General features: G+C 52.9%; 22 protein-coding genes. 21 read left to right on the forward strand and 1 reads right to left on the reverse strand.

The genetic code is table 11. From position 1 onward, the window contains the following. Window positions 1-37: 37 nt before the first annotated feature. Window positions 38-3,397 carry an AsmA-like C-terminal region-containing protein gene (locus tag PJI16_01985; protein MDT3776328.1) on the reverse strand — a complete coding sequence of 1,120 codons (3,360 nt, stop codon included), beginning with the start codon at window positions 3,395-3,397 and terminating at the stop codon, window positions 38-40. A gap of 365 nt (window positions 3,398-3,762) precedes the next feature. Here PJI16_01985 and PJI16_01990 point away from each other — a divergent pair, with 365 nt between their 5' ends. The 21 genes from PJI16_01990 (at window position 3,763) to PJI16_02090 (ending at window position 23,997) form a co-directional block, all read left to right on the forward strand. Beyond that, on the forward strand, window positions 3,763-4,617 hold the full coding sequence (locus PJI16_01990; GenBank protein MDT3776329.1) for a hypothetical protein: 855 nt from the start codon (window positions 3,763-3,765) through the stop codon (window positions 4,615-4,617). An 8-nt stretch (window positions 4,618-4,625) separates the two neighbouring features. Further along, on the forward strand, window positions 4,626-5,048 hold the full coding sequence (locus tag PJI16_01995; GenBank protein MDT3776330.1) for a secondary thiamine-phosphate synthase enzyme YjbQ: 423 nt from the start codon (window positions 4,626-4,628) through the stop codon (window positions 5,046-5,048). A 24-nt stretch (window positions 5,049-5,072) separates the two neighbouring features. Next, window positions 5,073-6,260, forward strand: coding sequence for a trypsin-like peptidase domain-containing protein (locus PJI16_02000; GenBank protein MDT3776331.1), 1,188 nt, complete (start codon window positions 5,073-5,075; stop codon window positions 6,258-6,260). 66 nt (window positions 6,261-6,326) lie between these two features. Next, the gene (locus PJI16_02005; protein MDT3776332.1) at window positions 6,327-6,614 is read left to right on the forward strand and encodes a transposase; all 288 of its coding nucleotides are present in this window, start codon (window positions 6,327-6,329) and stop codon (window positions 6,612-6,614) included. Between the two features lie 8 nt (window positions 6,615-6,622). Further along, window positions 6,623-7,492, forward strand: a complete 870-nt coding sequence (locus PJI16_02010) for an IS3 family transposase (protein MDT3776333.1) — start codon at window positions 6,623-6,625, stop codon at window positions 7,490-7,492. A gap of 507 nt (window positions 7,493-7,999) precedes the next feature. Further along, a complete protein-coding gene (locus tag PJI16_02015) occupies window positions 8,000-8,200 on the forward strand; it encodes a hypothetical protein (protein ID MDT3776334.1) in 201 nt (66 codons plus the stop codon). Window positions 8,201-8,896: 696 nt separating this feature from the next. Beyond that, a complete protein-coding gene (locus tag PJI16_02020) occupies window positions 8,897-10,006 on the forward strand; it encodes a Fic family protein (protein ID MDT3776335.1) in 1,110 nt (369 codons plus the stop codon). 631 nt (window positions 10,007-10,637) lie between these two features. Further along, window positions 10,638-10,865, forward strand: coding sequence for an addiction module protein (locus PJI16_02025; GenBank protein MDT3776336.1), 228 nt, complete (start codon window positions 10,638-10,640; stop codon window positions 10,863-10,865). Then, window positions 10,855-11,160, forward strand: coding sequence for a type II toxin-antitoxin system RelE/ParE family toxin (locus PJI16_02030; protein MDT3776337.1), 306 nt, complete (start codon window positions 10,855-10,857; stop codon window positions 11,158-11,160). The genes PJI16_02025 and PJI16_02030 overlap by 11 nt, the downstream gene beginning before the upstream one ends. A gap of 796 nt (window positions 11,161-11,956) precedes the next feature. Further along, entirely contained in the window at window positions 11,957-12,277 is a 321-nt protein-coding gene (locus PJI16_02035) for a HigA family addiction module antitoxin (GenBank protein MDT3776338.1), read from the forward strand. A gap of 757 nt (window positions 12,278-13,034) precedes the next feature. Then, complete coding sequence (locus tag PJI16_02040) at window positions 13,035-13,253, forward strand: DUF2283 domain-containing protein (protein ID MDT3776339.1); 219 nt, start codon at window positions 13,035-13,037, stop codon at window positions 13,251-13,253. A gap of 682 nt (window positions 13,254-13,935) precedes the next feature. Continuing rightward, the gene (locus PJI16_02045; protein MDT3776340.1) at window positions 13,936-14,475 is read left to right on the forward strand and encodes a zeta toxin family protein; all 540 of its coding nucleotides are present in this window, start codon (window positions 13,936-13,938) and stop codon (window positions 14,473-14,475) included. Further along, on the forward strand, window positions 14,465-14,719 hold the full coding sequence (locus tag PJI16_02050) for a hypothetical protein (protein MDT3776341.1): 255 nt from the start codon (window positions 14,465-14,467) through the stop codon (window positions 14,717-14,719). Before PJI16_02045 ends, PJI16_02050 begins: the two co-directional genes overlap by 11 nt. A gap of 124 nt (window positions 14,720-14,843) precedes the next feature. Next, a complete protein-coding gene (locus tag PJI16_02055) occupies window positions 14,844-15,083 on the forward strand; it encodes a type II toxin-antitoxin system MqsA family antitoxin (GenBank protein MDT3776342.1) in 240 nt (79 codons plus the stop codon). A 363-nt stretch (window positions 15,084-15,446) separates the two neighbouring features. Further along, on the forward strand, window positions 15,447-15,683 hold the full coding sequence (locus tag PJI16_02060) for a hypothetical protein (GenBank protein ID MDT3776343.1): 237 nt from the start codon (window positions 15,447-15,449) through the stop codon (window positions 15,681-15,683). 933 nt (window positions 15,684-16,616) lie between these two features. After that, on the forward strand, window positions 16,617-17,069 hold the full coding sequence (locus tag PJI16_02065) for a hypothetical protein (GenBank protein ID MDT3776344.1): 453 nt from the start codon (window positions 16,617-16,619) through the stop codon (window positions 17,067-17,069). A 3-nt stretch (window positions 17,070-17,072) separates the two neighbouring features. After that, window positions 17,073-19,565, forward strand: coding sequence for a type I restriction-modification system subunit M (locus PJI16_02070; GenBank protein ID MDT3776345.1), 2,493 nt, complete (start codon window positions 17,073-17,075; stop codon window positions 19,563-19,565). Beyond that, window positions 19,562-20,845 carry a restriction endonuclease subunit S gene (locus tag PJI16_02075; protein MDT3776346.1) on the forward strand — a complete coding sequence of 428 codons (1,284 nt, stop codon included), beginning with the start codon at window positions 19,562-19,564 and terminating at the stop codon, window positions 20,843-20,845. Before PJI16_02070 ends, PJI16_02075 begins: the two co-directional genes overlap by 4 nt. Next, entirely contained in the window at window positions 20,832-23,420 is a 2,589-nt protein-coding gene (locus PJI16_02080; GenBank protein ID MDT3776347.1) for an AAA family ATPase, read from the forward strand. The genes PJI16_02075 and PJI16_02080 overlap by 14 nt, the downstream gene beginning before the upstream one ends. Window positions 23,421-23,428: 8 nt before the next feature. Next, window positions 23,429-23,566, forward strand: coding sequence for a hypothetical protein (locus tag PJI16_02085; GenBank protein ID MDT3776348.1), 138 nt, complete (start codon window positions 23,429-23,431; stop codon window positions 23,564-23,566). Then, entirely contained in the window at window positions 23,563-23,997 is a 435-nt protein-coding gene (locus PJI16_02090) for a hypothetical protein (GenBank protein ID MDT3776349.1), read from the forward strand. Before PJI16_02085 ends, PJI16_02090 begins: the two co-directional genes overlap by 4 nt. The last annotated feature ends 142 nt before the right edge of the window (window positions 23,998-24,139 follow it).

Here is a 24,139-nt window from a genome sequence, read left to right on the forward strand (position 1 = left end):
GGTCCATCAGAAAGTCGCATCGGCAAAGATACGCGGCTCACAAGGTACCGGGTACGCCGGATATGTTGGAATCAGGAGAGAGGGAATCCTCGTCTCCCTTAGAGCCTTTCAATAAATCATAGGGCAGAGTCAATGTATTTTTCAAAACATCAAACGCTAATTTGGCCAAACCGGTCAACCCTGTTTTCACGGATTCCATGGGAAGATATTCGACCTCCGGCTCACCCAACGGTCCTGCAATTGAAAACATGGCTGTGGCGATGCCCTTCCGATCTCCGGAAAAAATTCGTCCAAAGAGAGGAAGGTCTTTCAAGAGATCCGAATAGGCCCCAAAAGGGCTGACGGCGGAAATGCCTTCAAGCCGATCACCTTTCCAGTCATACATGCCTGCCGCCGAGATTTTCATGATTGGACTCTGTATCAACATATCTTTGGTGGAAAATACACCGTCTTCCACCGTAAGTTTGCTGCTCACGGTCGTAAACGGAAATCCATTCGCTTCAAGATCAACTTTTTCCCTGAGGACATGCGGTAAGTTTAAAAGCGTCAATATTCGCGGGACAATAGTGCCTTTACGGATATAGCCTTCGCCCAGCGAAACTTCAAGACTTCCATTGAGAGTGGGAATGATGCCGCGGTCATCCCGCCCATGGCCTTGGAGCATGCCTCGCACAGCCATCTTTCCGGTGATCCATCGACGTTCCTCGCCAAAGAGACTCAAGACGTTCTCAAAAGGCAAATCCTTCGCCTGAAATGACGCGCGCATGGCGGCCGGTCGATTTTCAGGAAGATGAACAAAGAACCGCCCCCCGACGGTGCCATGTTCCGCCACTATCGCTTGCACTTTATCCACTGACACCAGATTGTCATGAATCCTCAACACGCCCGATAATTTTTTTCCGGAAAGCGTCTTATAGCTCGGACGGTCGATATACACAGAACCTTCCAGCGATCCATGCGCTGCTAACCACTCGATCCCATCCCGGATGGCTGATCGTCCTTCCTTGGGAATCAGTAAATCAATATCGAATTGAGGCGAGTCAAACAGGACACTGACGATCGGTGTGGTTTTCCAGTTTTTCATAAATCCCGTGATGACGGCTTCACTATTTTTCAGGCGAAACTCCATGCGCTTCAGATCAAGCAGATTCTCATCCACTTTCAGTCGAACAAACAAATTCGAAATTGGATCGGTCATCCCGCGAAGAGCCACGACCCCTTCGGTTAAGGCGACCCAACCTTTGGTGTTCCACTGGGTCCAATCGGTTCCGCGTCCGCTGCCTTTCAGTTGAACTTCGAGAATTCCTGACTGGATGATATCTCCCAGAACACGGATGCCTTCCGGCAGCACACCTAAATACACCGGTCCGGAATCAAACCGGGCCTCCCAGGTGACCTTCGGGCGATACCGTATGGTCCCCTGTCCCCGAAGACGTAGAGGCAGCATGATCAGTTCCACTCGTTCAAAATGCACCCGACTCCCGGGACGGAACTGTCCCTCAAACTCAAGGCGTCCATCCTGACCCGCATGTTTCCGCAAAAGAGACGGTACGGCAATGAGAGCGTCTCGCGCATCAATCCACCCTTTCAATTTGGGATGACCGGTCGGACCGGTCAGAATGACCGAGGCGGTAAGCGGACCGGTCATTTGCATCCCAGGTGATGTCGCCTGAGTCTCGGAAACCGGCAACAGGTCCTCACCGGCAAACCCGCCCTGAATGGTGAGCGAATCAAACCGGGGGACTCCCTGATAGTTGATAGTCCCATTCAACGCCAGTGGGAAGGCACCCACATTTCCCTGTATGCCTTGAAACACGGTACTCTCCCGGGAAAAAATAATCGTACCGTGGCCTTCAGTCAAAGGATGAGGAAGACCCGGAATCTGAATCACCAGGCCCTCAGGATTAAACTCACCAGACTGGAACATCAATCCGGGAGATTCCAAAAGATTACCGGTAAACTGCAGGCGAAGCAGGCCGGTGCCATCCAAGACCTTCCATGAACTCAACAGACCAAAATCGGTTGGCGCTCCCAACTGCGTCACGACCTGTCGAACCTTCTCCGCAGGTACAGGCCCTTGAATGCCCACATTCCCCCACGGGCCTGACTCTTTTAACAAAAAGAGGCCTTCCGTCACTTCAACCGGAATACCGTCATAAATGCCGTGCACCTCGGACAATTGAATTCGATCGGGTTCCACCACCACCGTCCCTTGGATGTGGTCGGTGGTAGGCCAATCAGGAATACGGAGATAGCCATCGGTTAAACGAAACGTGCCGGTGACGGAAGTCCTCACATCTTCACGCGTGGAGCCGGTAACCCGTGCTTCGGCAATATTCAGTCCGCCTCCCCACTCGCCTGTGCCCCATACGGGCAGCAGGTCATCCGGCATCCACGTCCTGGGCAGATATTGTCGAATCATGTCGAGATCCACATTGGAGGATCGCATGGAGAACCCCATCATATGATGTCCGTCTTCCAGCATTTCAGTATTGGCCGAACCATCCAAATCAATAAAAGAACTGGACAGGTTAATTTTAGAGAGAGAAAGTCGGGAAGTTTTCGCATTCTGGACCCAGGTGACCTGAGACTTGACCGACAGCGTACCGGGGACCTCCACCAGCGATTGACCGTTCGGCAGGAATTCCCCAATTTGCTTGATCTCCAAGTCATCAGCCCTCACCTTCCCGGAGAAGGTAATCTGCTCAAAACCAACCGGCTCGTTGATGACGGAATGCAGCGGAGTCTCCCAAAGCGCCTCAAGTTCCCCCTTGATGCGAAAAGGCGCCAACTCTTCGGTCTGACGGATTTTTCCAGACAAATCGAACGTCGAGTCAATTGAGGACCCTTCATGACTGGTCTCAGAGACGAAGGCCACATCTTCAATAACAAATCCTCGAACGCTTTCTCGAGGTGACTCATCAATCACGATAATTTTGCCGTCCGTCACCTCAAATTTTCCCAGCACCAGAAATTCCGCTAAGGACACAATGGGCGAATCATTGCTGGCATAGCTCAGAAAACGCCATTCCCCCCCTGACTCACGACGCAATTCAATTTCGGGAGACTCTACCAAAAACTCCCGCACCACAATTTTTTTCATGAGCAACGGCCAGATTCCCAGGTCCAAACTCATGGATTTCGCACGAAACACCGCATGCGACTCAGGCTGCTCCTGAACCACAATGTCCGAAACCAAAAAATGCGGAGAGGGAAATAGAGCGAAGGAAGTCTGTCCCACCGTCACGTGCGAACCAAACGTGCGTTGAATTTGTTGCAGAGCCAGATTCTTCAGATAATCGGGATTTAAAAACAAGGGAAGCACGATCAGCGCAATCGTCAAGATGAGGGCAGCGAATGCGCCCCACCAGAACATCTGTTTGCCGGACCATCGCACTACATGACTCTCCTCGGATGAGCAGATACCCTAACCGTTGTGTGTGTGACGTGAGGAATGGGAACCATGAAAATTACTTCTCCATCATACCGAAATCCGTTGGAAATGTAAGAATGACTCCAACCCTCCATGGACTGCAGGGAAGCACAGACGGCAGAAGTCATTCGCCCTCCCCGGCCCGCCATCCGGGGAAATTGGCATCGTAGTGGTTCGTTATCGGATAGCCGTCCCATGTTAGGTGCCCCAGCGGTTTCTTGACAGCTCCCCAGGGCTGGGATATCCTGCCACACTCTTATACACTGCATAATCCTTACGCTTTTTGTCATGAGGATTATATCATTCTAGCCGTTGTTTCCCGGCAAACATTGAAATCTACCCACACCGTTCTCACCCGCACACAGGTGGTCTCGCTGCTGAAATGGTACGACCGGCCGCATCCCACCCGACCCGATCGCATGATTCCCGGATATGACAAAGCGCATGCGCTCCGGACGTCACGCATGTGTGTGGCGGTCGCGGCGGCTCTAGGACATCCACTCTCCCGACTCCGTCAATTTGAAGCCGCCTGTCTGCTGCATGATATGGGGCGAGCCGGGCTTGATCCGGTCCTGTTCGGCCAAATCTGGTCATGGGCCAAGGAACAGAAGATCCCGACCCGGCCGCGGGAATGGCGCACCCGCTATCCCGACACCCCCTATGGCCGTGAATCGCACGCCTTCATCGCCCAGTATGGAGCAGAACTCCAAGCCCGAGGCGTGAAGCTCACCCCTGCGGTCAAAGATCACATCGACATGCGGTTGGGATTTGCCCGACGCCTCAAAAAATATCTCCGTCCGGTGAAAACGGCCATCGCCACAATGGACATCCCCTGGTCGCCCTGGATGGAACGCATCATGTTGTACTACTATTACCCGGAAAAACTCGAACGCGCTGCCCCCTGGACACACCAACTCGCGGAAATCTTAGTCGCCTGCGAACAATTGGAAGCCTATAGCAATCACCGGCGCGGAAAAGATTATTACGCGCGCGCAGAAGAAAGTTTTGCCGCCGCCTTCACCTATCTCCGTCAACTCACCTCCCAGCGGATCGTCAGTCAAGAGGTCTTGGATCTCATCTGCCGGCTCACCAGGGAAGGGCGTTTCACGTCGGTTTTACGACAGGCGCGCGGGGGCACCCTTTCACCAGCCGATCAACAATTTTTACAAACCGTCTCGTGCTAAGGATGCCCATGTCCGTCATCACTCACTCCCTCAACATTTCCATGACCGGCGATTCGAACATCGAGAACCTCACAGGGCACATTCAACGCATACTCGCAGAGTCCGGCCTTCAAGGTGGAATACTCACCCTCTTCGTGCAACATACGACGGCCTCGGTCATGATCATCGAAGATGAGCCAGGCATTCGTGCCGATACGAAAAAATTTTGGAACCGCACCATACCGGCTGATCCTCATTTAGAACATAATACGCGGAACGCCGGAGAAGATAACGGCCACTCCCACCTTCGCGGTCAGTTACAGGGGCCTTCGCTGACCATTCCGTTCGTGAATGGTGCCTTAACCCTGGGCACGTGGCAACAAGTCGTTTTGATCGATTTTGATACCAGACCACGAACTAGAAATCTGGTCCTCCAGCTCATGGGAGAATAGCACCGAACCGGGAAACACTTTCGTATGCGTCTTCACCACATTCCCCGGACCATCCATCCTCGCCAGGAAATACCCAGAGACCAACCATACCGGCTCTCCACCGAATGGCAGGGGCTTCTCCTCCCGGTCCTGTTCGTCACGCTTCTTTTGCCACACACCGCCATGGGCGAGGCATTCGTCCCGAAACAGGCGCAATCGGTTCCTGCCCAGCCCTCGCATCTATACCTCGTCGCCCAGCAATCGCTTGGTCCAGAAGAACTCAACACCATTGCCGTCTTTGAAAAAGCGGCACAGTCGGTGGTCTACATCACCAATACGGCTGTCCGTCGGGATATCTGGTCGCTCAATACATTCGAAGTCCCGCAAGGGTCGGGATCCGGATTCATATGGAACCGGCAGGGACATATTGTTACCAATTACCACGTCATCTATGGCGCGGATTCCATACAAGTGGTGCTGGACGATCAATCCACCCGTGACGCGCGCATCATCGGGGTCGACCCTGATCATGATCTGGCCGTGCTCCAGATCACCGGCAAGACCGACACACTTATGCCGTTGGACATCGGAAATTCTCAGGACCTTCGCGTCGGTCAACGCGTATTGGCCATCGGCAATCCCTTCGGACTAGATCACACCCTCACCACCGGGGTCGTCAGTGCCCTGGGACGTTCGATTAAATCGGTGAATGACCGGACGATTGAAGGTGCCATCCAAACCGATGCGGCCATCAACCCCGGCAATTCCGGTGGACCGCTCTTAAACAGCGCAGGGAAACTCATTGGCGTCAACACCCAGATTGTCAGTCCCAGTGGAGCCTACGCGGGCATTGGCTTTGCGGTGCCGGTCGACATTGTCAAACGTATTGTCCCGCAACTCATTCAACATGGAAAAGTCATTCGTCCCGGCCTGGGCATCTCACTCATCCCGGATGCCATCGCCGCCCGCTGGGGGATCAAAGGCATCGTCATTGCCAAAGTCCTGCCGGGAAGTATGGCGGACAAGGCGGGCCTGCAAGGCTTAGAAGAAACGGCAAACGGACGGATTCGATTAGGTGACGTGATCACCGCCATTGATGGAGAGACGCTACGAACCTATGACGACCTCGCTCGCATGTTAGACCGGCACAATGTCGGAGACCGCATCAAACTCGGCATCCGACGCAACGGCAAAGAACACACGCTCTCCCTCCATCTCCAAGCCGTCCAATAAATAATGGTCTTCCCCCGAATTTACGGACACATCTAAAAAGCCTCATACTAGGCAAGGAGGTGTGTCATGGAGCAACGGAGAAAGTACAGCCAAGAGTTTAAGCAGGAAGCCGTTCAACTGACCAAACAGGCCGGTGGGGCGATTACCCAAGTGGCGAAGGCTTTAGGCCTTAATGCGGCCATGTTGGGGCGGTGGTGTCGGGAGGCCGGACGGCGAGGGGCGAAAGCTTTTCCAGGCACTGGGATGCCTCACGATCAAGAGTTGGCTCGCCTCAAACGTGAATTGGCCCTGGTCACTCGCGAGCGGGATTTTTTAAAAGAGGCGGCAGCGTTCTTCGCCAAGACCTCCCGATAAGGGATGCCATGATTCAACGTTGTCGCACCATGTTTCCTCTGCGTCTGATGTGTCGTCTCCTCCACGTCTCCCCGAGTGGGTTTTATGCCCGGCAGCGCCGCTCTCCGAGTCCCTGGGCTCAAGACTGTCAGCGCCTGACGGCCGCCATTCGCATCATCCATGCAGACAGTGATGGGGTCTATGGGAGCCCGAAGATCTGGCAGGTGTTACGCAGGCAAGGCGAGGGCTGTGGGAAACATCGTGTTGCCCGTTTAATGCAACGGGAGCGGTTGCGAGGGATTCCTGCTCCCACGCGTTGGAAACGGCGGAGATCTGGAGACCGACCGGCTGGAATCACGAATCAGTTGGCCCGGGATTTTTCAGCCCCAGGTCCGAATGCCAAATGGGTGACGGATATCACCTATATTCCCACGCAAGAAGGCTGGCTGTACTTGGCGGTGGTGCTCGATTTGTTCTCTCGGCAAGTGATTGGGTGGTCGATGCAGCCACAACTGGGACGGGACCTGGTCCTCCAAGCCGTGCTGATGGCCGTGTGGCAGCGGACGAGTGCGGCCCCTGTCATCCTGCATTCCGACCGAGGCACCCAGTATACCTCACAGGAGTTTCAAGCCTTTCTCCAGGCTCATGGGATTGTCAGCAGTATGAGTGGCGTGGGAAGTTGTTATGACAATGCCGTGGCAGAGAGTTTCTTTGGCCTCCTCAAACGAGAGCGAGTCCATCGGCGGCAGTACCAAACCCGGGCAGAGGCCCGCGCCGATATTTTTGACTACATTGAGCGGTTTTACAATCATCAGCGGAGCCACTCCTTTACTCAGGGACTGGCCCCGAAGAATTTTAGGGAGCAACACGATCCACAGTCTTCTTTAACCCGTCCGTGAAACTGGGGGAAGACCATAACCGTTCCTTGCCGCTAAGAATCATCCGTCATTCCTGCAAACCGTTTCAGAACTTCCTCCAAAAAATGTCATCCTAAGCGCAGGGAAAGATCTTGGTACTTAAACAAGAAATCACCAAAATTTCTATTCTTCTATTTTTAAAATTTTAAGCCCTGCGAGTTGGCCTGCCCTCCATGGATCTCCACCGCCACGTTTTAACTTTGATCCGACGCCTGCCGGCCGGCTCCAGGGAGGGACGCTCTTGGCATCAAGCGGCACTTGTCTGAGGCAGGCGAGTTGGCCGCTCTTCTCTGATTAGCGTCCCTCTCCTCCAATGAGGCCTGAGGGAACGTCAATGGCTGTGGCCACTTTGGCCAAAACAAAAGTAACTCAGCTGTCTGGCCGCCCCCCGGCTCTAAAAAAGGCTCTACAAAATTCTGTACTTTAATCAATGGGTTGGGTACATTGGTCCTACAACGTATCCCTGACAGAGGAAATGAGGAGCACGCCATGTCAACGGCCGAACAAATCATGAGAGAAATTCAAAAGCTTCCAGAACCTTTAGCGAAGGAAGTCTTAGATTTCATCGGGTACATTGAGTTGAAACATGGGCTCAAAGACAGGCTAGCTGAGGAACTCAAGCTCGCCCAGACTCCGGCCATGAAACATGCCTGGGACAATTCTGAGGATGAGGTTTGGAATGACGTGTAGCGCCTAGGACCTTGTTCTGATTCCCTTTCCTTATGCCGATTTAAGTTCTTCAAAAAAGCGTCCGGTCCTCGTCCTGACAGCACCCGATCACCATGGGGATTTTATTGCCTTGGCCGTTACCACTGTCCCTCAAGAAGAACCTGCCATCCCATTAACTGCAATAGATCTCGTGGATGGTACTCTGCCCAAACCCAGTTAGATACGAGTGGATAAGGTATTTACCCTCTCAGACCAAAACATCGTCAAGCACATCGGAAAGATCAAAACGGCATGCATGGAAAAGGTTTTAAAAAGTCTATGCCGTATTGTCGGTTATGCGAAATGACGCCCTACCCGCAAACATCTTCTCAATCCATCCTTCGGCGTAATCCTTCCTTTTATGCAAACCCTCCTTTTCTCTTCAACCGACGCCTGCCGGCTGGCCTCAGGAGGGACGCTCTTCGCAGCTAGCGGACCGTGTGTGAGCCCTGCGAGTTGGTCCGCTCTTCTAAATCTTGGCGTCCCTCCCCTTCAGTAAGGCCAGACGGGGCGTCAATGGTTTTGGCTACTTTTGCCGAAACAAAAGTGGCTCGTCGAACGGGGGCGAAACCCCGGACTGCACTAAAAAATGTCCCTTCACGGGCTGAGCCGAATAAAAGGCCTATTCAGCTCACTTTACTGGACGTTATTGAGCCGAATATCTGTTATAATCGGCTCATGACCTATAACTGGCAACAACCGGACTGGCCGGACTTCCAATACGACCTTACCACCGTTGAAGACGCTTTACTGGCATTCGCCGAAAAAACAGGGAGAGCCAGCGGCCTGTTGAGCGGAATACCGCAAGAGACGCAGACGGAAGCCATCATCGAGATGATGGTCGTGGAAGCTCTCAAGACATCAGAAATTGAAGGCGAATATTTAAGTCGTCAGGATGTCCTCTCCTCCATCCGGATAAATCTGGGATTGGGACAGCCTGGCGAACAGGTGCGGGATCAACGGGCGCAAGGGGCCGCCGCGCTCATGACGGATGTACGCACCAGGTATGCCGGGCCTCTGACCAAAGCCACACTCTGTTCCTGGCACCGCATGATCATGCAGGGCAGTCGTGGCATCACCGTCGGGAAATGGCGAAACCATGCGGAGCCCATGCAGGTGGTATCCGGCCCGATCGGAAAACCCCGCATTCATTTTGAAGCCCCGCCCTCAACACGGGTTTCCAAAGAAATGTCGCGGTTCATCACCTGGTTTAATGACACCGGCCCACAGGGAAAGAAGGACATCAAAAAGCCCCTGATACGCTCCGCCATCGCCCATGTCTATTTTGAATCCATCCACCCGTTTGAGGACGGAAACGGCCGCATCGGGCGCGCCCTGTCGGAAAAAGCCTTATCGCAAGGTCTCGGGCGGCCGGCTCTGCTCAGCCTCTCTCGTGCCATTGAGGCAAACCGCGCACACTATTATGAAGCCTTGCAGAAAGCCCAACAATCCAACCAGATCACACCCTGGATAAGCTGGTTTGTGAATATCGCACTGGCTGCGCAACAGCAGGCAGAAGAGCAGATTGAATTCACCTTGCGAAAAACGAGATTGTTCGATCGACTACAAGACCAACTCAATTCACGACAGATGCAGGTGGTGCGCCGGATGTTAGAAGAAGGACCAAGCGGATTCACAGGCGGGATCAATGCCAAAAAATATATGGCCATCGCCCACACCTCCAAAGCGACAGCCACACGGGATTTACAGGACCTGGTGGCACAAGGCGCACTCACCCTGGTAGGTGGCGGCCGCAGCACACGGTATGAGATCAATCTCGGCCAATAAGGAAGCAGAATAAAAAAAGGGAAACCAAGGGAAGCGTACCATCTACTCTCACAGCAGGCATGGCGAAGGATCGGTGCCCCTCCCAAATTCAAAACATCGAAACGCGACGCCCCTCCCTCATTTCCGCCATCCGTCTCAAGCATCTATCTTCCCAACTCGGCCCTTCCTGCGCTCCTCCCTCTTGCTGGAAAGGCCCTAAAAAGCCTCCTCCTCTGTTCCGACGCCTGCCGGCTGGCCCCAGGGAGGGACGCTCTTAGCATTTAGCGGACCTTGTCTGAGCCTGGCTAGTTGGTCCGCTCCTCTCAGATTAGCGTCCCTCCCCTTCAATAAAGCCAGACGGGGCGTCACTGGTTTTGGGTCCTTTTGCCAAAACAAAAGGACCTCGCCGCACGGGGGCGAAACCCCGTCCCCCATCAACTCTTTACAACACCCCCAACAATCCCAATCAGACAACTCTTTCAGCTTGGTCCTTCGGGCAGCCCGCACCCTCATGCCCGGCATCAATCATCGAGAATCAAACCTCCCAAAACCCATCTACCCTTTTTCCTAAGGGTGCAGTAGGATAGGATATTCCTAAAGCTCTGAGAGGAGGAATTCTCGAAAACGCACAAAGGAACGAAGGAGAAAGTGTATGCGACAACATTCCCAAGCCATACTGGAACAAGCACTCAAGTTACCCGTCCAGGAACGGGCCGCAGTAGCCCAGCAACTCATCCAAAGCCTGGATCCCGTCCAGGAAGCCGAGGTAGAGCAGGCATGGCAGGAGGAAATTCAACAACGAATATCAGACTTGGACAATGGCGTGGCCACTGCTATTACCTGGGAAGAGATCCAACGTCGGATAACACATGGAAAATGATGGCGACATCATCTTCCATTCGGACGCCTTCGCTGAACTCAAACAAGCTCACACCTGGTATGAGGAACAAGCACCAGGCATAGGAGGGTTATTTTTTCAAGAAGTACAATGCGCAGTGGCTCGAATATCCGAAACCCCGGAAGCATGGCCTGCTTATTCGCACGGAACAAGGAGATTCCTTCTTCACCGGTTTCCTTATGCGGTGGTTTATAGAGTGCAATCAGCTACGGTTCAAATACTTGCCGTCATGCATCTTAAACGAAAACCAGGGTATTGGACTCGACGCAAGTTTTAATGCACATCCCCTCTCCCTCAGCTTGTTCCCTCATTTCGACCACCTCGACTCTATCAGCCCTGCTATCCGTTTCAACCATCCATCTCAATCGTCTCCCTCATTTCTACACTTCTCCCTCTTTTATGGGATTTCCAAAAAAATTCGTCTTATATGATCCAACGCCTGCCGTCTGGCCCAAGGGAGGGACGCTCTTATCCGTTGCGGACCTTGTGTGAGTCCGCCGAGTTGGTCCGCCCCTCTCAGGTTAGCGTCCCTCCCCTCAATAAATCCAGACGGGGCGTCAATGGTTTTGGCCACTTTTGCCGAAACAAAAGTGGCTCGGCTGTCTGGCCGACCCCCGGCATTCATCAAACATTCACCTTTCTCCTACATGCCAATCCCCCATTTTTCACCTTCAGGTCGGCTACCCGGGCTGACGTTTTATTCGTTAGGCGGACCTTGTTTGAGCCTTGCGAGTTGGGCCGCCCTCCCTGCTCCCACGTCAGCACGATTCTATAAGGCCGACCTGGGTGAGAATGGTTTTGGCTACTTTTGCCGAAACAAAAGTGGCTCGTCGTACCGGGGCGAAACCCCTGAAGATACTAAAAAAAAAGAGGCGCACCAAGTGATGGTAACACCGTTCAGAATGGGATTTTCAAACCCTCGGCTGCAGGGCCGATCCCAGGAAAACATTCTGTACTTTATGAAAAAGGTTGGGTACATTCCTCATGCAACGAATCCTATGTGGCACAAAAAGAAGGAGCCATCCTTCTCAAATGACGTCGAGATTACCGATTATCACTAAGGAGACGGCAACATGGTAAAAATTGGCATGCGCCCGATACATCCGGGAGAGATATTACTGGAAGAGTTCTTACAACCTTCTGATCCCCCGCTTAACGCCAACACCCTGGCCAAGGCGCTTGGCGTACCGGCAAACCGGATCACCGCCATCCTCAAAGGACAGCGTGGAATTACCGGCGATACGGCGTTACGACTTGGGACATTTTTCAATACGTCACCTGAATTCTGGATGAACCTTCAAAAGGCCTATGAGCTACGCCTGGCTGAAAAAGCCCTGCCCGGCAAAGTCAGAAAACACATCCAGAAAAGCAGGGAATCCTTCGTGTCGGTCTAAAACTGCCACCCTCCGTTCATTCCGTGGCCGAATAACCTACCCCTCCGCTCCCACACCTCTGCCGGAATCTACCTTTCCGTACTCCGCCGTTCACACAATCTCTCTAGCATCCCTGCAGTCCTCGCTCGCCCATGGAAGTCTCTAAAAATCCTTCTCCTCTGTTCCGACGCCTGCTGGCTGGCCCCAAGAAGGGACGCTCTTTTCAGCAGCGGACCTTGTGTGAGCCCGGCGAGTTGGGCCGCAGTCCCCCGATGGACGCCCCTGGCCTGGTGGCATGGCCGAGCCGTGCAACCGGCACCGGAAAAAAGGCGGGCAGTGTTTGAGCGCAGCGAGTTTGCCCGCTGCCGGGGCCGGTGAACCGCGGAGGGCACCCGAAGGGCCATGCCACGGCCAACATGGTTTTGGCCACTTTTGCCGAAACAAAAGTGGCTCGGCCGTCGGGATCCACCCTCACCATCTTTTCCTAATTGAGCTCCTCAAGACCAGCCATTCATTGGAAAACCAAGTATGTTAGCATCATGCAAAGTTACAGATTCACAGAGTATTGTGAGAAAGAAGAATTACATAACCGTCCATATCTCAAAAAAGACTGGTGCATCCAAGTACTAGAAAATCCAACAAAGAGTGAACCTCAAGAAAAAAATCGTTTCCGATTTTGGAGACCAATAGCTGAACTTGATGGCCTGATGTTACGTGTCATCACACTTGCCGATAAAAAGGCAATTCACAATGCCTTTCCCGATCGAGGATTCAGACCATGAAATTGAACTATTACCCAGACACCGATGCACTCTACATCGATCTGACCGAACACCCCAGCGTAGAAAGCCGGGAGGTTTCTGAGGGAATTGTCCTGGACTATGACGCTGCAGGCAATCTGGTAGGCATTGATATTGATAATGCGAGCGCCAAAGTGCATCTCAAGGAATTAACCTTGAACAAACTTCCAGCCTCCGTTCATTCCGTGGCCGAATAACCTACCCCTCCGCTCCCACACCTCTGCCGGAATCTACCTTTCCGTACTCCGCCGTTCACACAATCTCTCTAGCATCCCTGCAGTCCTCGCTCGCCCATGGAAGTCTCTAAAAATCCTTCTCCTATGTTCCGACGCCTGCCGGCTGGCCCCAGGGAGGGACGCTCTTAGCATTTAGCGGACCTTGTTTGAGCGGAGCGAGTTGGTCCACAGTCTCCCGATGGACTCCCCTGGCCTGGTGACATGGCCGAGCCGTGCAACCGGCACCGGTAAAAAGGCGGGCAGTGTTTGAGCCCTTCGGCGTTGTCTCAGGACAAGCGCAGCGAGTTTGCCCGCCTCCGGTGTCGGTGAACCGCGGAGGGCACCCGAAGGGCCATGCCACGGCCAACATGGTTTTGGCCACTTTTGCCGAAACAAAAGTGGCTCGGCTGTCGGGCCGAGACCCGACATTCATCAAACATTCAAATCACCCCCGACAGCCATCATCAAACAAACACCTTTCTCCTACATGCCAATCCCCCACTTTTCACCTTCAGGTCAGCCAACCGAGCTGTTGCTCTACCCAACCGACGGGAAAATTCCGTCTTACAAAAATACCCTCTATAATTCCATCAACACAAGTTCTGTACTTTTGTGTAAGGCTTGGATAGCATGATGTTTTGATTCCTCTGTGTACTCAGCGTAAATGGCGAACACACCCAAGAAAAAAATTGTGATCCTTGCCGGCCCCAATGGGTCCGGGAAAACCACGTTTGCGCGCGAGTTCCTTCCGAAAGAAGCTGCCTGTCCACGCTTCATCAATGTGGATCTTATTGCGGAAGGACTCTCTCCATTCAACCCGGAAATTGCAACATTCCAGGCGGGCCGTCTCATGGTTCAAGAAATTACCGCATGCGTCCGTCGTGGAGAAAGCTTTGCCTTTGAAACCACCTTGAGTGGACTTCGGTATGCCCGTCTCATCCCTCAGTGGAGGAAGAAAGGCTATTTTGTCAAACTCATCTTCCTGAAACTTCCCAACTCCGAAATGGCCATAGCCCGCGTGGCGGCCCGTGTGTCCCAGGGCGGGCATGCCGTCGCGGAAAACATCATTCGAAGAAGGTTCCTGGCAGGGTGGCGAAATTTCCAGCAGATATATCGACCACTTGTGAACACATGGATTCTCTACGATAATGCATTGGAAAGACCGGAATATGTTGACTCGGAAGGAGAACCCAATGGCCAATAAGCAGCCAAAAATCAAAGACCCGGATCTGGCCAAGGTGGGCGTGGCATTAGAACGCGCGGCGGCAAACGCGAGACAACTAGGCTTTGACACCAACACGCCAGTCTATGTCTTTCGAGATGGCAAAATTGTCGATATTGTTAAAGAACATCGAGCGACCCAACCAAAGAAAAAGACGATAGCAAAGAATTCACAAAGAAAAACAACCGCACCGCACCGGAAAGCTCAATCAAAAAAAACCCGATAGAGTCCGCAACGGGTGTCGCATCAGTCGGTATGTAAGGAGCAAATTCTGAATCGGGATATCCTTCAGACGGCCATTGAGAATGGTCGAATCGAATTAATCCTGACTTAAGAACACGGAGGAATCGTTGACCCGACAACACCTACCATCTCAATGTCCACTCTGTGGTGGCACAAAAAAGCCCGGGACGACCACCTTTACAGCCGAGTTAGAGTTTGGCGTTGTCGTGGTCCGAAGGGTGCCGGCTTTACGCTGTTCAATGTGTGGTGCCGACTGGATTCAAGATGATATTGCGGCCCGTTTAGAAGTGATTGTCAATGAGGCCAAACAAAAGCGGCTGCAAGTCGAAGTCACCACCCTCGCGTGAAACATCTGTTCGTGACCCTCCCTCCGATTGGTCTCTCTCCATCATCTCCACCATTCGTCCTCAGCCATCCATCTTCTCCACTCCGTAATGTCTGTCGTCTTCTCTCTTTCATGGAAGTTCCTGGACGGTTCGTCTTCTATAGTTGGACGCCTGCCGGCTGGCCCCAAGGAGGGACGCTCTTAGCATCGAGCGGACCTTGTGTGAGCCCGGCGAGTTGATTCACCCCTCCCCCTTAGCCTCCCCTGGCCTGATGGCACACTCAGGAATTGCTCATCGGACAACAGAAAAATAGGAGGAGGTTCCCGTTTTCAAACACCTTCAGGTAGGCCAACCAGACCGACGTGCTAATAAACAAGGGGACCGTTGATCGAAGCCTGCCGGCTGGCCCCCAGGAGGGACGCTCTTCTCAGCTGGCGGACCCTGTTTGAGCGGAGCGAGTTGGTTCGCTTCCCCTCACTGATCCCCTGGCCTGGTGGCATGGCCGAGCAGTGCAACCGGCACCGGGAAAAAGGCGGGCAGTGTTTGAGCCCTTCGGCGTTGGCTCAGGACAAGCTCCGCGAGTTGGCCAGCCCTCCGTGGGTTTGCCTCAGTACGCTTTAATTTTGTTCCGACGCCTGCCGGCTGGCCCCAGGGAGGGTCGCTCTTAGAATTTAGCGGACCGTGTTTGAGCGGAGCGAGTTGGGCCGCTCTTCTCAGATTAGCGTCCCTCCCCTCCAATGCGGCCAGACGGGGCGTCAATGGTTTTGGGTCCTTTTGCCGAAACAAAAGGACCTCGCCGTACGGGGGCGAGACCCCGTCATCCATCAAACATTCAAATCATCTCCGACATCCATCATCGGGCATCCATCTTCACAGTCTCCTCCCCACCTTCAGGTCGGCTAACCGGGCTGACGCACATATCAATAGGCGGCCCTTGTGTGAGCCTTGCGAGTTGGGCCGCCCTCCGTGGACCTGCGTCAGCACAATGTAATGTGGCCGACCTGGGTGAAAATGGTTTTGGCCACTTTTGCCGAAACAAAAGTGGCTCGGCTGTCGGGCCGAGACCCGACACCCCACCCTTGAAATCTCAATGCCGCCTCCTTCATATAAATTAACCAATCCCCAGATCCCCGTATTTTCCAAAGAAATTCCTCAATCCTAGTTCTCATAATCTAGGCCAATCCCCCACGAAATTTCGCGGCAGAAGTTGAAAAGCTTCACTCCCACAATTTTTTAAATCCCATCCGCGATTCTGCAGAAGACAGAGGATCTTGTGAGAAATAATTTCCTCTAAATTTAATTCAAAAAAGATTCCCCCCATTTTTGTTAAACAAACCTAAAGCCGCCAATTCAAAAGTTTTTTCTGTACTTAAATGGATGGCTGAGGTACATTTCCAGAAATCAACTTTGCTCCAGCACGCCAAACCCTTTGGATACTACCTGAACTACCCCCAAGCAGGTTTATGCCAACAGCCTTCTACAAATCTTCCCAAGTAAATGACAGGCTCCGTTTCGTACCAACTGCAAAACACGGAGTAAATGTGAGGTAATGATATGGGGAATTATGGTGTAGCCGCAGTTAGAGCAACCAATTTATATACCAAGGGCCAAGCAAGCAGTCCTTTTAATGCCTGGAATCTATCCACCACCGCCCTGTTTGGGAAAGGCACATCTTCTCAGACAAAATCATGTCCACGGGATGCTTACCTCGGACTGTGTGAATCAGGTTTAGTAAAGGGCATACCAACGGGGAATTACACGAAATCCGCAGACAACAAAGCATATGCGGTGACTGCCGCACAGCTACTGTTGTCAAAACCATCCTTAATAGACCTCAACAATATGGCGCTATGGAAAAGAGTGCTGAGGCATCGTAGAAAAGAAACAACCAAAACGCACAATCAACAGATGGATGTGGTACGAGGCCTGTTTCTTCATCACCTCCTCCTGCCCCGGTCGGCTGCCGGAACGCAGTCATCCGGGAACCATCGAACAAAAGGCAACTGACACATGGCCCTCAAAAAATCCGAACTTTACTCCTCGATCTGGCAAAGCTGCGATGAACTTCGCGGCGGCATGGATGCCAGCCAATATAAGGATTACGTCCTCGTCCTCCTGTTCATCAAGTATGTCAGCGACAAATACGCCGGCATCCCCTATGCCCCCATCGCCATCCCCGAAGGCGCATCCTTCAAGGACATGGTCGCCCTCAAGGGCAAATCCGACATCGGCGACCAGATCAACAAGAAGATCATCGCCCCACTGGCCAATGCCAACAAGCTGTCCGACATGCCGGACTTCAATAGCGCGGAAAAACTCGGCAGCGGCAAGGAGATGGTGGAGCGGCTCACCAACCTCATCGCCATCTTCGAAAACAAGGCACTCGATTTCTCAAAGAACCGCGCCGAGGGCGACGACATTCTGGGCGATGCCTATGAATACCTCATGCGCCACTTCGCCACGCAGAGTGGCAAGAGCAAAGGGCAGTTTTACACTCCGGCTGAAGTCAGCCGCATCATCGCGCAGATCATCGGCATCCATGAGGCCAAGACGACCAGCGCCACCACCGTCTATGACCCCACCTGCGGTTCAGGCTCGCTGCTCCTGAAGGTGGGCGACGAAGCCGGTACGACCGTCACGCTCTACGGCCAGGAAAAGGACGCCGCCACCAGCGGCCTTGCCCGGATGAACATGATCCTGCACAACAACCCCACGGCGCTCATCGCGCAGGGCAACACGCTGGCCGATCCCAAGTTTATGGACGGCGGCGATACGCTCAAGACCTTCGACTATGTCGTCGCCAATCCGCCGTTTTCCGACAAGCGCTGGAGCACCGGCATCGACCCGCTCAACGACCCCTTCGAGCGCTTCCAGCCCTTCGGCACACCACCCGGCAAGCAGGGGGACTATGCCTACCTGCTGCATATCGTCCGCTCGCTAAGAAGCACGGGTAAAGGCGCATGCATTCTGCCCCATGGCGTCCTGTTCCGCGGCAACGCCGAGGCCGACATTCGCAAGAACCTCATCCGCAAGGGCTACCTCAAGGGCATCATCGGCCTGCCTGCCAACCTCTTCTTCGGCACCGGCATCCCCGCATGCATCGTCGTCGTCGACAAACAGGACGCCCATGCTCGCAAAGGCGTCTTTATGATTGACGCCAGCGCAGGCTTCATGAAGGACGGCCCAAAAAACCGCCTCCGCTCTCAAGACATCCATAAGATTGTGGATGTCTTCAACAAGCGCCTCGAGGTCCCCAAATACGCCCGCATGGTCTCCTTTGAGGAAATCGAAAAAAACGAATTCAACCTCAACCTCCCACGCTACATTGATAGCCAAGAGCCGGAAGACCTCCAGGACATCGAAGGCCACCTGAACGGCGGCATCCCCAACCATGACATCGAGGCAATGGAAAAGTATTGGTCCATCTGCCCCAACCTCAAAGCCGCCCTCTTCCAACCCCTCCGCCCCAATTATTCTCAATTATCCATTATCCCTTCTCAATTGAGGTCCACGATTTATGAGCACCCGGAGTTCGCCACCTTTATCACCGGCATGAACGCCCACTTCGCCGCGTGGCGGGACAAAAGCGCCAAGACGCTGAAGGCGTTGAAGGCTGGCTGCCATCCGAAGGAAGTCATCGTCGGCCTCTCCGAAGACCTGCTTGCCCACTACACCGGCAAACCCCTCATCAGCCACTACGACGTCTATCAACATCTCATGGACTATTGGGCCGAGACGATGCAGGACGACTGCTACTTCATTGCCGCCGACGGCTGGAAGACCGAAACCACTCGCATCATCGAGAAGGATAAGAAAGGCAAGGAGAAGGACAAGGGCTGGACCTGCGACCTCATCCCCAAGACCCTCATCGTCGCCCGCTACTTCGCCAAGGAACAGGAAGCCATTGACCAGCTCACGGTCGAACTGGAAAGCGTCACGGCGCAAATTACCGAGCTGGAAGAAGAACACGGTGGCGAGGACGGCGCCTTCTCCGAGCTGGAAAAGGTGAATAAGGCGTCAGTCGTGGCGCGACTGAAGGAATTGAAAATGGAGAATGGAGAATTGAAAACGAAAGAGAAAGGTGCGGAGCATTCTCCATTTTCAATTCTCAACTCTCAATTAGCCGACGGCGAAGGCGACATTCTCAACGAATGGCTTGATCTCAACAGCCGCGAGACGGAACTCAAACGAAAGATCAAGGAGGCTGAGGCCGCGCTGGATGCCAAGGCCTACGCCCAATATCCCAAGCTCACCGAGGCCGAGATCCAGACGCTGGTGGTGGATGACAAATGGCTCGCCGCGCTGGACCGCGACATCCATGGTGAGATGGATCGCATCAGCCAGGCCCTTACCCAGCGGGTCAAGGAATTGGCCGAACGCTACGAAATCCCCATGCCGCAGCAGGTCCGCACGGTCGCCGAACTTGAGGACAAAGTGAACCGCCATTTAGCGAAAATGGGATTTTCGCTGAATGGAGAGTTGAAAGTGGTGAATGGAAAATGAAAGAGGATAATAATTCTCAACTTTCCATTATCAATTCTCCATTAATCCCGCCCGGCTACAAGCAGACCGAGGTGGGAGTGATTCCGGAGGAATGGCATACGGAAGCGGTTGCTAACTTAGTGGAGCCGACAGCACCGATTTGTTACGGCGTCGTCCAAGTAGGACAGCACACAGAAAGCGGCGTTCCGATTGTGGCGATTAAATTTGTGAAGGAGATTGCGCATGCGCCACTCCATCGAACCGCCACCAGCCTCGAACAACCTTACGCGAGGAGCAGACCAAGAGGTGGAGACGTTCTTATCTCAATCAAAGGAACAATTGGGCGAGTCGGCATTGTTCCAAACGGATTTAAGGGAAACATCAGTCGCGAATTGGCGAGGTTGCGAATCGGCGAAGATACGAGCGCTGAATACATCGCCCATCAGCTTGAGGCAGAAGCCACTCAAGAAAGGATTATGCGGTCCGTAGTGGGAACCACGCGACTCGAATTCTCGATCGCGACTCTCCGCAAGTTTCCCCTTCCACTTCCCCCCACCAAAGAGGAACAAAAAGCCATCGCCGAGGCGTTGAGCGATGCGGATGCCCTCATCGAATCCCTGGAGCAACTCCTCACCAAAAAACGCCACCTCAAACAAGGCGCCATGCAGGAACTCCTCACCGGCAAAAAGCGCCTGCCGGGCTTTGAAATCAAACCAGGCTACAAGCAAACCGAGGTGGGGGTGATTCCGGAAGATTGGAATGTCACAAAACTCGCAGCAACCTGCTCCATGAAAAGTGGTGAGGGAATAACGAGCCCAAGCATAGATCAGTTCTCCGAGTACCCTTGTTTCGGTGGCAATGGTCTGCGAGGTTTTACTACGCGCTTCACGCACGACGGACACTATGCGCTGATCGGACGTGTTGGGGCGCTGTGCGGAAATGTATTGGGCGTAGAAGGAAAGTTTTTCGCATCGGAGCACGCAATTGTTGTGACGGCCTCCGCACGAACGGACACCCGTTGGCTTACCTTCGTGTTGGGGGAAATGCAACTCAACCACTATTCCGAATCATCTGCGCAGCCTGTTCTAACTGTCTCGAAACTTCTGAAGCTCGAGGTGGCCCACCCGCCAACCAAAGCCGAACAAGAAGCCATCGCCGCCATCCTGAGCGATATGGACGCCGAAATCGCCGCGCTGGAAACCAAGCTAACCAAAACACGCCAGCTCAAACAGGGCATGATGCAGGAACTCCTCACCGGAAGAATTCGTCTAATCAATGAGAAAAGAGATGACGAAGACTGATGTGCAAACAGATATTGTTCAGTGGCTTCACTCGCAGCCGGATTGGTTGCAGGAAGCAGCCGAGCAATTGCTGGAGCATGGGGAACTCCATGATAAAACTATTAGGCGTCTCTCTGAGCGTCTGAAGATACTCGACGCTCAAGAGAAGACGACGCATCGCGCTTTCCCCGGCCTTGCAACGGAACCTTCTTCCTCATGTGCTCTCAGACTGGGTTCAATTGGAGATGTTCGCGGCATTGAAAATCTATCGCCACACAAGCCACTCGACTTCGGCTTAGGGAACCTTACCGTCATTTATGGCCCTAATGGATCTGGAAAGTCCAGCTATACACGAATCCTCAAAAAGGCTTGCGGCAAACCCCGTGCAATAGATTTAAAGCCAAATGTATTTCAAGAGCCACCCCCTCTCCGACAGTGTGAAATCACATTCACCCCGAACGGTATTAGCCCGCCGATCAAGTGGGTGGCAAACAGTTCTCCTATTCCAGGCCTTGAGCAAGTCGATATTTTTGATGGAGATGCTGCAGGTTTCTATCTCAGCGAGGAATCCGAAGTGTCGTATTCCCCTCCAGAGGTCGCCTTGTTTGAAGAACTCGCGCAGACAGTGGACAAAATCAAAGCCCTACTACAGTCAGAACAAGATCAGCTTGTTAACAAACAGCCTATCTTGCCGCCCGAATATACCAAAACACCTGCCGGTGAAACGTATCAAGCTTTAAAGCCAGGACAAACTGAAGCCAGCCTCAAAAATATTCTTGAATGGAGTGAGTGCGATCAAGCAACGCTCGATCAGCTAGCCGAACGCCTGAAGAGCGAAGATCCTGGTTCGTTGGCCAAACAGAAGCGAGCCAGAAAAAAGCAATTAGACCAAATAGCTACGGAATTAAGCATTGCTTCGTCAGCGGTTAGCAAACAGGCGTTCATACAACTGCAGGAGTTGAGAAAAACCGCAGAGGATCATCGGAGACGGGCTATTGAAGCCGCAAAAGCTAATACGGCGTCTGGCAAATTAGAGGGTATCGGTACAGATACCTGGATTGCACTCTGGGAAGCAGCCAAGGTCTATTCTACCGGTCAAGCATACCCCGGGCAGGAGTTCCCATACACTGGGGACGATGCACGGTGCGTCCTCTGCCACCAGCCGCTTGATGTCGAGGCCAAACAGAGAATGATGGAATTTGAAGCCTTTGTTCAAGGCAAAATAGAAGCCGATGCCAGGGTGGCAGAAGAGACCTATCTAAAAGCTATAGAATCGTTGCCCAGCAGGCCTTCAGAAGAAGAAATCCGCACAAGTTGCCAGGCGGCCTGGCTGAAAGAGGAAGATTGGTTGGATAAACTGAAGGGATTCTGGCAGGGCATCCAGGTCGTGTGTAATAACTACAAGAAATCGGAGTCTAGTGATGCTATCGATGCTCTTGCTGCGGCAACTGAGCTTGTGGACGTTCTAAGTACTATGTCTCAAGCACTTGAAGCAGAGGCGGTGCAACATGAGACGGATGCAAGGCTGTTCGATCGAGAGAAGGCTCTTAATCAGAAGGTTGAATTGGAGGCGAAAAGGTTTACCAGCCAACAGGCGACGGCCATTCGAGACGAGATAGATCGGCTTGGTAAATTCAGTACCTTTGAAGAATGGAAAAAACGTGCGAATTCCAGAGAAATATCATTAAAGGCCGGCGACATTTCAGAAAAGACCATCACCAAAGCCTATGTAGAGCGCTTCAATGCAGAGCTAAGAACACTTGGTGCGGCTCGAATCAAAGTTGAACTGGTCAAGACACGCACCGAACGGGGAAAAGTTAAGCATCGGGTTAGACTGCGGGGCGTGACGTCACACCGTGAAACCCCAGGCTCGGTGTTAAGCGATGGAGAACGGCGCGTGGTCGCACTCGCAGCATTTCTAGCGGACGTGTCCGGAAAACACCACCATGCTCCCTTTGTGTTTGACGATCCAATATCTTCTCTGGACCATGATTTCGAGTGGGAGGTAGCAATGCGGCTTGCCATGTTAGCCAAAGACCGCCAGGTGATTGTTTTCACACACCGCCTTTCTTTATACGGTGCCATGGAAGACGCCGCAAAGAAGTGCGGCGAGGAGTGGAGGAAAGAACATCTTACTCAGCTGTGCATCGAAGCATTTGCCGGCTCGGCTGGGCATCCCGCCAAAGAGGGCGTTTGGAATGCCAATACCACTAAGGCCAACAACATCCTTGTCACTCGCCTGGATGAGGCCAAGAAATTCTTTAACGCCAAAGATTCAGAAAGTTACAAAATCCATGCGCAGGCTATCTGTACGGAATTTCGGAAACTTCTTGAGCGCACTGTTGAAGATGATCTTTTAAATCAAGTGGTCAAGCGCCATCGACGTAGCGTCACAACCGATAATCGTATTACGCAGCTTCCGAAAATCACCAACGATGACTGCGCGATTATTGACGGTTTGATGACTAAATATTCGTGCTATGAGCACAGTCAATCGCAGGAAATACCGACATTTTTACCTGATGAACCAGAACTTCGCCAAGACCTTGAAAAATTGAAGAATTGGCGAAAATCGTTCAAGGAAAGATCAGTTTAGGTTAATCAATGAGCATCATCAACCAGCCCAACCCCGCCATGCGGAACCACGTCGTCACCGGACTGGAAGCTAAACTGGCCAATTTCTTCCAGCTCTGGCAGGGCATGATGCAGGAACTCCTCACCGGAAGAATTCGATTAATATGACCGATTCAATAAGTGAGTCAGCCATAGTACGGGCGGTCGCAGAGCAAGCGGCTCGGCGTATCACCCGAAAGGTTATCTCAGTATTGCAAATGATGTCCGAGACGTTGGCTGGCGATGACTCCGATCTGAAAACATCCTGGGACGAGATTTGCGTACAAGTGCAGATTGAGGCGTCCTTTTCCTGGGACGCCTACGACGAGACCGTACGACATATCGTGGAAGGACACATCGTTAAGTTGCTGAAGCACGAGCGTGAGGCGATTTGGTTGCAGACTGATGCCGGTTGGGATTGGGCCTATGAGGAATCCGCGGACCGTGAGGCTGACCCAGAAATGGATGACGACATAGTCGATTACCTTACCCGCGAGTACGTGTATGCGGAGGCTGGCCATTGGTCGAACGCACGGATCAGAGCCCTTATTGAACGATAAAGCATGAGGGACTAACCGTTGATCATCATCGGTCAACGCGAACGCACCAAGCAGAACTGTAGCATCGACTCGCTGGAGACTAAGGAGACAAGGCTTCCCAGCTCCAACAGGACATGATGCAAGAACTCTTAACTGAAAGGAC

Origin of the sequence: Nitrospira sp. MA-1 (assembly GCA_032139905.1) — a bacterium.
Classification (GTDB): Bacteria; Nitrospirota; Nitrospiria; order Nitrospirales; family UBA8639; genus Nitrospira_E.

Coding starts and splice junctions, on each gene's coding strand:
- PJI16_01995 (MDT3776330.1), top strand. CDS start 4,626: ATGTCCGTCATCACTCACTCCCTCAACATTTCCATGACCGGCGATTCG.
- PJI16_02000 (MDT3776331.1), top strand. CDS start 5,073: ATGCGTCTTCACCACATTCCCCGGACCATCCATCCTCGCCAGGAAATA.
- PJI16_02005 (MDT3776332.1), top strand. CDS start 6,327: ATGGAGCAACGGAGAAAGTACAGCCAAGAGTTTAAGCAGGAAGCCGTT.
- PJI16_02010 (MDT3776333.1), top strand. CDS start 6,623: ATGATTCAACGTTGTCGCACCATGTTTCCTCTGCGTCTGATGTGTCGT.
- PJI16_02015 (MDT3776334.1), top strand. CDS start 8,000: ATGTCAACGGCCGAACAAATCATGAGAGAAATTCAAAAGCTTCCAGAA.
- PJI16_02020 (MDT3776335.1), top strand. CDS start 8,897: ATGACCTATAACTGGCAACAACCGGACTGGCCGGACTTCCAATACGAC.
- PJI16_02025 (MDT3776336.1), top strand. CDS start 10,638: ATGCGACAACATTCCCAAGCCATACTGGAACAAGCACTCAAGTTACCC.
- PJI16_02030 (MDT3776337.1), top strand. CDS start 10,855: ATGGAAAATGATGGCGACATCATCTTCCATTCGGACGCCTTCGCTGAA.
- PJI16_02035 (MDT3776338.1), top strand. CDS start 11,957: ATGGTAAAAATTGGCATGCGCCCGATACATCCGGGAGAGATATTACTG.
- PJI16_02040 (MDT3776339.1), top strand. CDS start 13,035: ATGAAATTGAACTATTACCCAGACACCGATGCACTCTACATCGATCTG.
- PJI16_02045 (MDT3776340.1), top strand. CDS start 13,936: ATGGCGAACACACCCAAGAAAAAAATTGTGATCCTTGCCGGCCCCAAT.
- PJI16_02050 (MDT3776341.1), top strand. CDS start 14,465: ATGGCCAATAAGCAGCCAAAAATCAAAGACCCGGATCTGGCCAAGGTG.
- PJI16_02065 (MDT3776344.1), top strand. CDS start 16,617: ATGGGGAATTATGGTGTAGCCGCAGTTAGAGCAACCAATTTATATACC.
- PJI16_02070 (MDT3776345.1), top strand. CDS start 17,073: ATGGCCCTCAAAAAATCCGAACTTTACTCCTCGATCTGGCAAAGCTGC.
- PJI16_02075 (MDT3776346.1), top strand. CDS start 19,562: ATGAAAGAGGATAATAATTCTCAACTTTCCATTATCAATTCTCCATTA.
- PJI16_02080 (MDT3776347.1), top strand. CDS start 20,832: ATGACGAAGACTGATGTGCAAACAGATATTGTTCAGTGGCTTCACTCG.
- PJI16_02085 (MDT3776348.1), top strand. CDS start 23,429: ATGAGCATCATCAACCAGCCCAACCCCGCCATGCGGAACCACGTCGTC.
- PJI16_02090 (MDT3776349.1), top strand. CDS start 23,563: ATGACCGATTCAATAAGTGAGTCAGCCATAGTACGGGCGGTCGCAGAG.